The sequence below is a fragment of the uncultured Nitrosomonas sp. genome (assembly GCF_902826915.1).
GTDB lineage: Bacteria > Pseudomonadota > Gammaproteobacteria > Burkholderiales > Nitrosomonadaceae > Nitrosomonas.
Genome location: NZ_CADEGP010000101.1, coordinates 1 through 6,689, shown reverse-complemented (window position 1 = coordinate 6,689; position 6,689 = coordinate 1). Strand labels below are relative to the sequence as shown.

Genomic DNA, 6,689 nt, shown 5'->3' with positions numbered 1-6,689 from the left:
TCGGCAGTACTTCCCCAAAAACAGGGACTTCACCACTATTACACAACAGGAAATGGATACAGCAATGGAAAGATTGAACAATCGGCCTAGAAAACGGCTTGGATACCAAACACCTAATCAGGTATTCTTCAAAGCAGGCGTTGCACTTCATATTTGAATCGGCAAGACAGCATTGGAGTCTATTAGTAAAATTATTTTAATTGCGCGGAAAAATATTGGAAAATTCACTTATCCCCCATCAGGCTGTCACACGAATTGCTGGTAATTGTATATTGGTATTTGCACCTCAACCCGATGATGAGATATTCGGTTGTGGCGGAGCTATTATGCATCACGTTGAGCAAGACATCCCTGTTCACGTCATCGTGGTGTCTGACGGTGCGCATGGTGTAAGCGAGGAGAAAGCAGCTGAATACATCCTGCAACGTCAGAATGAAAGCATCGCTGCTGCTCATATTCTTGGTTATGGCACACCCATTTTCTGGCAATACCAGGATCGACAAGTCTGTTATGGCGAGAGGCTGATACGAGAAATTCAAACAGCAATTCAAGAAATTGGCGCTGACCTTGTTTATGCGCCATCAGTTTTCGAGATGCAGCCGGATCATCGCGTGCTGGGTATGACTGTCGTAGAGGCAATCAGGCGAATCGGCAAAGCGGTATCCGTCGCGTTATATGAAGTGAGTATCCCGTTGCATCCAAATCAATTACTTGATATTAGCGATTGGGCGGCACGCAAAACAGCGGCAATGGAATGCTTCGTTTCGCAAAATGCAATCCAACGTTACGATCTGCATATTGCTGCGCTCAATCGATATCGTACTTATACTTTGCCTGTCAGCATAACGGCAGCGGAAGCTTTCATTCTGATCTCGGCTGAAGAGCTGTCCAATGATCCGCTCAAGTTGTATCAATCGGAGCATGTTCGCCAAAGAACCTTGGGATTGGCTGTAGATAGCAGTGACGTTCCACTGGTCAGTGTCATCATTCGCAGTGTGGATCGCGCTACATTATCAGACGCATTGGATTCTGTCGCTTTGCAGACTTACTCAAATATTGAAGTCATTATCGTCAATGCCAAAGGCGCAGGTCATCAAGCAGTCAGTGAATGGTGCGGGCGTTTTCCGATTCATATCATTGGCGATAATGAACTGCTCAACCGGAGCCGCGCGGCGAATGCCGGTTTGAATTCAGCCAAAGGAAGTTACTTAATATTCCTCGATGATGATGACTTATTTTATCCGGAACATATATCCAGTTTGTTCGCTGCTTTACAAAACTACCCGGATGCCCGATGTGCTTATACCGGTGTACATGTTGAATACTATGTGAATGGGCAGCTTGAAGCCACTACTGAATTTAATGAACCATTTGATCAGCGCCGGCTTTGGGGGAGGAATTTTATTCCGATTCACGCGGTGTTGTTTGAACAATCGTTAGTAACGAAAGATCATTGCAGCTTTGATGAAAATCTGGAAGTTTTTGAAGATTGGGATTTCTGGATTCAACTTACACAACACAGTGAAATATTACATGTCGATAAAATTACGGCCACTTACCGGAATCATGGCTATTCCGGGATGGGATTTAAGCATAGTGAAGACTTTGTGGCGGCGTCGAGAAGCAAAGTTTATGATAAATGGAAAATGCTTTTAACGGGCGAGCAACTGGAAGGTCTGATTCAATACAGAGAGGAATTGATATCCAGTCTTTACACTCGTTTAGCGGATAGTGAACATCTGATTGCTTCTCTGCAGAATCGCCTGCAGCAGGATATGCTTGCGAGCAATCAACGTGAGCAATTACTACATAAGGCCATCAGCGATCAACATAAAGCCATCAGTGATCAACATAAAGCCATCAATGATCAACATAAAACCATCAATGATCTGTTTCGTTCAACTTCATGGAAAATTACAGCCCCCTTGCGATTTATAGTCCGGATTTTTCGTGGACAGTACCGCGAAGCATGGAGTGGTTTGCGTCATCGAATCCTACCTCTGTTAAAAGTCATTTATTCGTGGTTGCCTATTCGCTGGCGCAGTGCGGTATTAAATATAGCTTACCAGCTTGCAGGTCCTCTCTTTGCTGGTATGAGGCACTATGAAGTATGGCGGGCAAGCAAAGATGGTCGTGCCAGTCAATTATCCAGGGGGCTCGATGATTCTTTAACAGGGATGATGGATCTTTCTGCTATCACCCCTTTGACTACGCCGCCATCAGAGCGCATTGCAATCCACGCGCATATTTTCTATGCAGATCTGGCAGCAGAATTTGCAAAATACCTGAGTCAGATGCCGTTTCCTTATGATTTGTTTGTTTCAACGACCGATGAGACAGCAATTCAAATATGTGAACGGGCTTTCTCCCATTTGTCTCAATTGAAGCAGCTGACCATCACTGTCGTACCCAATCGTGGGCGCGACATTGCGCCCATGTTCTGTACTTTTGGCGAAGTATTGCAGCATTATGATTATATTGCTCATATCCATAGCAAAAAATCGCTGTATAACAATGGTGCTACCGATGGGTGGCGAGAATATTTGCTAACAAACTTGTTGGGTAGCAAATTACAAATACAAAGAATTTTTACGCTATTGACTGGAGAGAAATCGATCGGTTTTGTTTATCCCCAGAACTTCTCAAAGCTACCTTATATGGCATATACATGGCTTTCCAATCGGGAAAATGGGCGCTTCTGGTGCCATAAATTGGGTATCACAGAGATACCGCAGGGTTATTTTGATTTTCCTGCTGGATCAATGTTCTGGGCCCGTACAAAGGCACTGCAACCCCTATTTAATGCACATATCAAAATTGAGGATTTTCCTGAAGAAGCCGGGCAAAAAGATGCAACGCTTGCGCATTGTATAGAACGTTTATTGGTTTTGGTAACGGGGCAATCCGGATTTAAGACGGCCATCCTTCGGGACGATAACTCCAACAGTTGGTCGCGTTGGCGTTTTGAGCAGTATCTGCTCCGCAAACAAGAGAATGTGCATGCAATGTTGGCTGATGCGACATTACGCGTAGTTATTGTTGATATCTTTGATACATTATTGACGCGGCCACTGTTAACTCCCGAAACCTGTAAAAATATCGTTGCTCATCGTGCTGGAGGTGATGCAGGCAAACTTTATCTTGCATTACGTGCCAAAGCAGAAACTGAAGCGCGCCAAAAAACGGATCGTGATATTGGATTGGATGCTATTTTCGACGAGTTCTCAATTCTATCGGGACTCCCATTCGAGGCTGTGAAACGATTGCGCAGCCTTGAAGAAACCATTGAACTGGAGATTGTAACCCCACGACCAGAAGTCATTGACTTGCTACAATTTGCTATTACCCTAGGTAAGCGTGTCATATTGGCCGACGGTACGTGCCTTCCCAAATCGCTTGTTGAAGGGATGTTGCAACGTCATAATATCAATGGTTGGCATGCGCTTTATTTATCTTCCGATAATGGGCTGAGAAAAGACAGTGGTGAGTTTTATCGTCAACTCTTGATACAAGAGAATGCCTCTCCAAGCGAGGTTATCGTTATCGGCGACGACGAGCACTCTGATGTTCAAATACCTGGTGATATGGAAATGAGGGCATTGCATGTGATGCGGCCTACAGAATTAGCTCAAGCAATGCCGCGATTAGAATCTATCATGGAACGCTCATTATATTGCGATGATCTCAACAAGCAGCTTACTCTTGGAACCATTGCACAAGGAAATTTTAATTCTCTGTTTTTCCCGCACTTTAATCCTGCTGATCTCGTTCCTTCGACACCTTGGGCCATTGGATATACTGTTGTCGGACCTTTGATTCTATCTTTTGTACAGTGGTTAGCAGCAAAAGCTGCGGCGGATGGAATTCAGCATTTGTATTTTCTTGCTCGCGAAGGCCAAATACTAAAAACAGTTTATGATCGGTGGGTATCCAATGATGTCCATGCAATCGTTTCCGATTACCTTGTGCTTTCTCGCCGCGCTGTCACTGTGCCGATGATTTCAAGCTTTGATGATATTCTTCAAATAGCGAGGACGCAGTACTATTCGAATCATCTGTCTGAATTTATACAAGTACGATATGGATTAGTGTTATCCCACGAAGAACTCGATAATTTTGCCCGACTTGGACTCTGGTCAAGAAATAAGCTGGTTTCCGTTGAGAATGAAAACATTGATCACTTGGTGCCTGTATTGCAAGCTCTGGAGCAACGTATTCTAAACAATGCGCAGGTTGAGCGTCCTGGATTATTGGCTTATCTGAATAATCTAGGCTTAAATGCGGCCCAGAAATCCGCTGTTGTAGACATTGGTTATGCAGCAACAATACAAGGCTACTTGAATCGATTAGTGAATCCGACTATCCACGGGTATTATTTAATGACGGTAGAGCGTGCGCAGAAGGTATCCTCACAATATGGAGCGATCACGCGAGGATGCTTTGCTCATTACATTGATCCAAAAATTTATCTACCGCCGATATTCAGCAATAGCTTTTCGCTGGAGAAATTCTTAAGTTCTGATGATGCACAAATTGTTTGCTACCGGCAGACAGATTCAGGTGATCTTATTCCTGAGTTTCGCCAGCTTGCTGACGAAGAGCGTCAATCTATGTTGACACGTGCGGAAATCAGGCGGGGAATGATGGATTTTATTAATCAATCAATCACAATACGAGATAAGTTAGTCAGTGATTTCGAGGTTCCTTCGGATATTGCGATCGAATTACTTGACGAATTTTTCAAGCGTACCTCCCAATCAGAAAAAGATATTCTTGCCAGATTGACGCTGGATGACCATTACTGTGGGCGTGGTCTTGTAAGTTAATGGTGTCTTCTGTTTTTAAATTCAGCGGGAATGCCTTTTTGAATTCAATTCGTAACGTACTATTACGACTCAAAACCAAATACCTTCGATAGGATAAGATAAAAAAGGGACACATGTGCTAACGGCATGGAGCAAAAATCTGGACAAAAGCACAGCGTAAAGCCTTTGCAAATGATTATAATAATTTGCCCGTGGTCGATAGATCAACCAATGAGTCAAAATCAAGCAGGGCACCCCATAAATGGCCTCCCCCTTTAAAATCTTACTGGCGCGAATATAGGAAAACCATGGCAGCACATCAAAAATAAATGCAGATCGCTGCTATACTCAAGATGAATCTGTAACACTGAGAGCATTAGCTAAGATCTGTAGCTAAGAAAATCTTCAGCGAGGTACAATGTGTCTTGCATACTTTTCAATCACTCGAGAGGAAAATTAAATGCTCGTAACTTTTTCAACAGATGTTCATGCCGACATAACAATGTTTAACGACATAGCACTTATCATGCTTGACATGATGGGGCATAGCAAAACAGTGCCCGGCGCTATTTTGGCTACTGATATTCCTATGGCGCTTGACCGATTAAAAACGGCTATAAATGCGGAAAAAGCATCATCCCCGGCTCAGGACGAGAATGAAGATGAAGATAACAAAAATGAACCGGCGGTGAGTCTAGCAGATAGGGCTCTGCCTTTGATCAATCTGCTTACCGCAGCAGCAGAAGCGGAGTGTAATGTAATGTGGAAATAAAATTAAGTCGGGAGTTTATGACAATGCTCGAAAATTTTGCATGCCCGTCAGTAATTCAAGAGCGAATCGTAATTTTTATTCGACAAATAAGAACGGGAGCTTGAGCTCCCGTTCTAGAATAAATAAGAATCTAAGTTATGCTGCTAATCCTTTTTTCCGGCGCGTCATAAATCCGATTAAACCTAGACCAACCAACAACATTGCGTAGGTTTCTGGCTCTGGAACTGGTGAGGTTGCAACATACCAAGCAGAATCGCCATTACTACCTATACCTTGCACATGCAATGCCAATTCGCCATTGTCGCCAGGAAGTGCAGTAGAGCCTAAACCACCAACATGCCAAGTAACCGACTCAAGTCCGGTCAGCTTATCATTTTTTGGATTGATCATATCGTATCTAAAATCATATATGCCTGTTGGCCCTCCACCATTTTGCAGATTAACCTTAGTTACACCTCCGCCCGCATCGGTTGAAATAGAAGTTGGCTTCATTCCATCAACAGCCATGGACCCAATAAATGATTTAGAACCAAAAATAGTATTTAAATCTAAAGCTGAAAGAGTAAATGTCCAATTTCCACTCCCATTGTCAGTGATTTCTAAATCTGCAAAATATGGATTTGTTGGCCCATTACCGGCTAACAACTGCCCAAAATGATAAGTTGCTGCCTGAACAGCACTTCCACAGAAAAGAAAACCAGTTATCATCATCGATGCCGTTAATTTACGCAAAATCATTTTAATTATTCCTTAAAAAGTTTACTTAATTATTGTTCTTTCTCTTACTTGTTTCTGACTTTAAAGAATTTTATAGTCTGTATCTGAGTGACTTTCAATTTCTCTTAGGTATCAATAATATCTATGGTCATAGTTTTCCACAATGAGAAATTAGTACTTGTTTTTTTAGTACATTTGTACTGCCTCGCACAGGCATTCTTACTATGAAAGAGCAAACGACGAAATAAAAAATAAAGCACCTCGCTGCGAGCAGCGAGGTATTAACCCTGTACTTTCAATCACCTTCTACTCTAAGTGACAGAGAATTGAATCCGTAGAGCTAAGGAAACGCTGATCTATTCGATCACATCGAATAGACATGCAGAGGTTTGATA

3 protein-coding genes are annotated in these 6,689 nt (G+C 42.8%); 2 read left to right on the top strand and 1 reads right to left on the bottom strand.

Annotation, left to right across the window (positions count from 1 at the left end; all coding sequences use genetic code 11):
- Positions 1 to 215: 215 nt before the first annotated feature.
- Together QZV86_RS12980 and QZV86_RS12975 are read left to right on the top strand one after the other, a co-directional pair.
- Positions 216 to 4,826 carry a rhamnan synthesis F family protein gene (locus QZV86_RS12980; protein WP_295628959.1) on the top strand — a complete coding sequence of 1,537 codons (4,611 nt, stop codon included), beginning with the start codon at positions 216 to 218 and terminating at the stop codon, positions 4,824 to 4,826.
- Between the two features lie 439 nt (positions 4,827 to 5,265).
- Positions 5,266 to 5,577 carry a DUF1840 domain-containing protein gene (locus tag QZV86_RS12975; RefSeq protein WP_295628956.1) on the top strand — a complete coding sequence of 104 codons (312 nt, stop codon included), beginning with the start codon at positions 5,266 to 5,268 and terminating at the stop codon, positions 5,575 to 5,577.
- A gap of 135 nt (positions 5,578 to 5,712) precedes the next feature.
- Here the strand turns inward: QZV86_RS12975 and QZV86_RS12970 are convergent, their stop codons facing one another.
- Positions 5,713 to 6,315, bottom strand: coding sequence for an FxDxF family PEP-CTERM protein (locus tag QZV86_RS12970; RefSeq protein WP_295628953.1), 603 nt, complete (start codon positions 6,313 to 6,315; stop codon positions 5,713 to 5,715).
- Positions 6,316 to 6,689 lie beyond the last annotated feature (374 nt).

Excerpts from the sequence above, each read along its gene's own strand:
- QZV86_RS12975 (WP_295628956.1), top strand. The coding sequence starts at position 5,266 with ATGCTCGTAACTTTTTCAACAGATGTTCATGCCGACATAACAATGTTT.
- QZV86_RS12970 (WP_295628953.1), bottom strand. The coding sequence starts at position 6,315 with ATGATTTTGCGTAAATTAACGGCATCGATGATGATAACTGGTTTTCTT.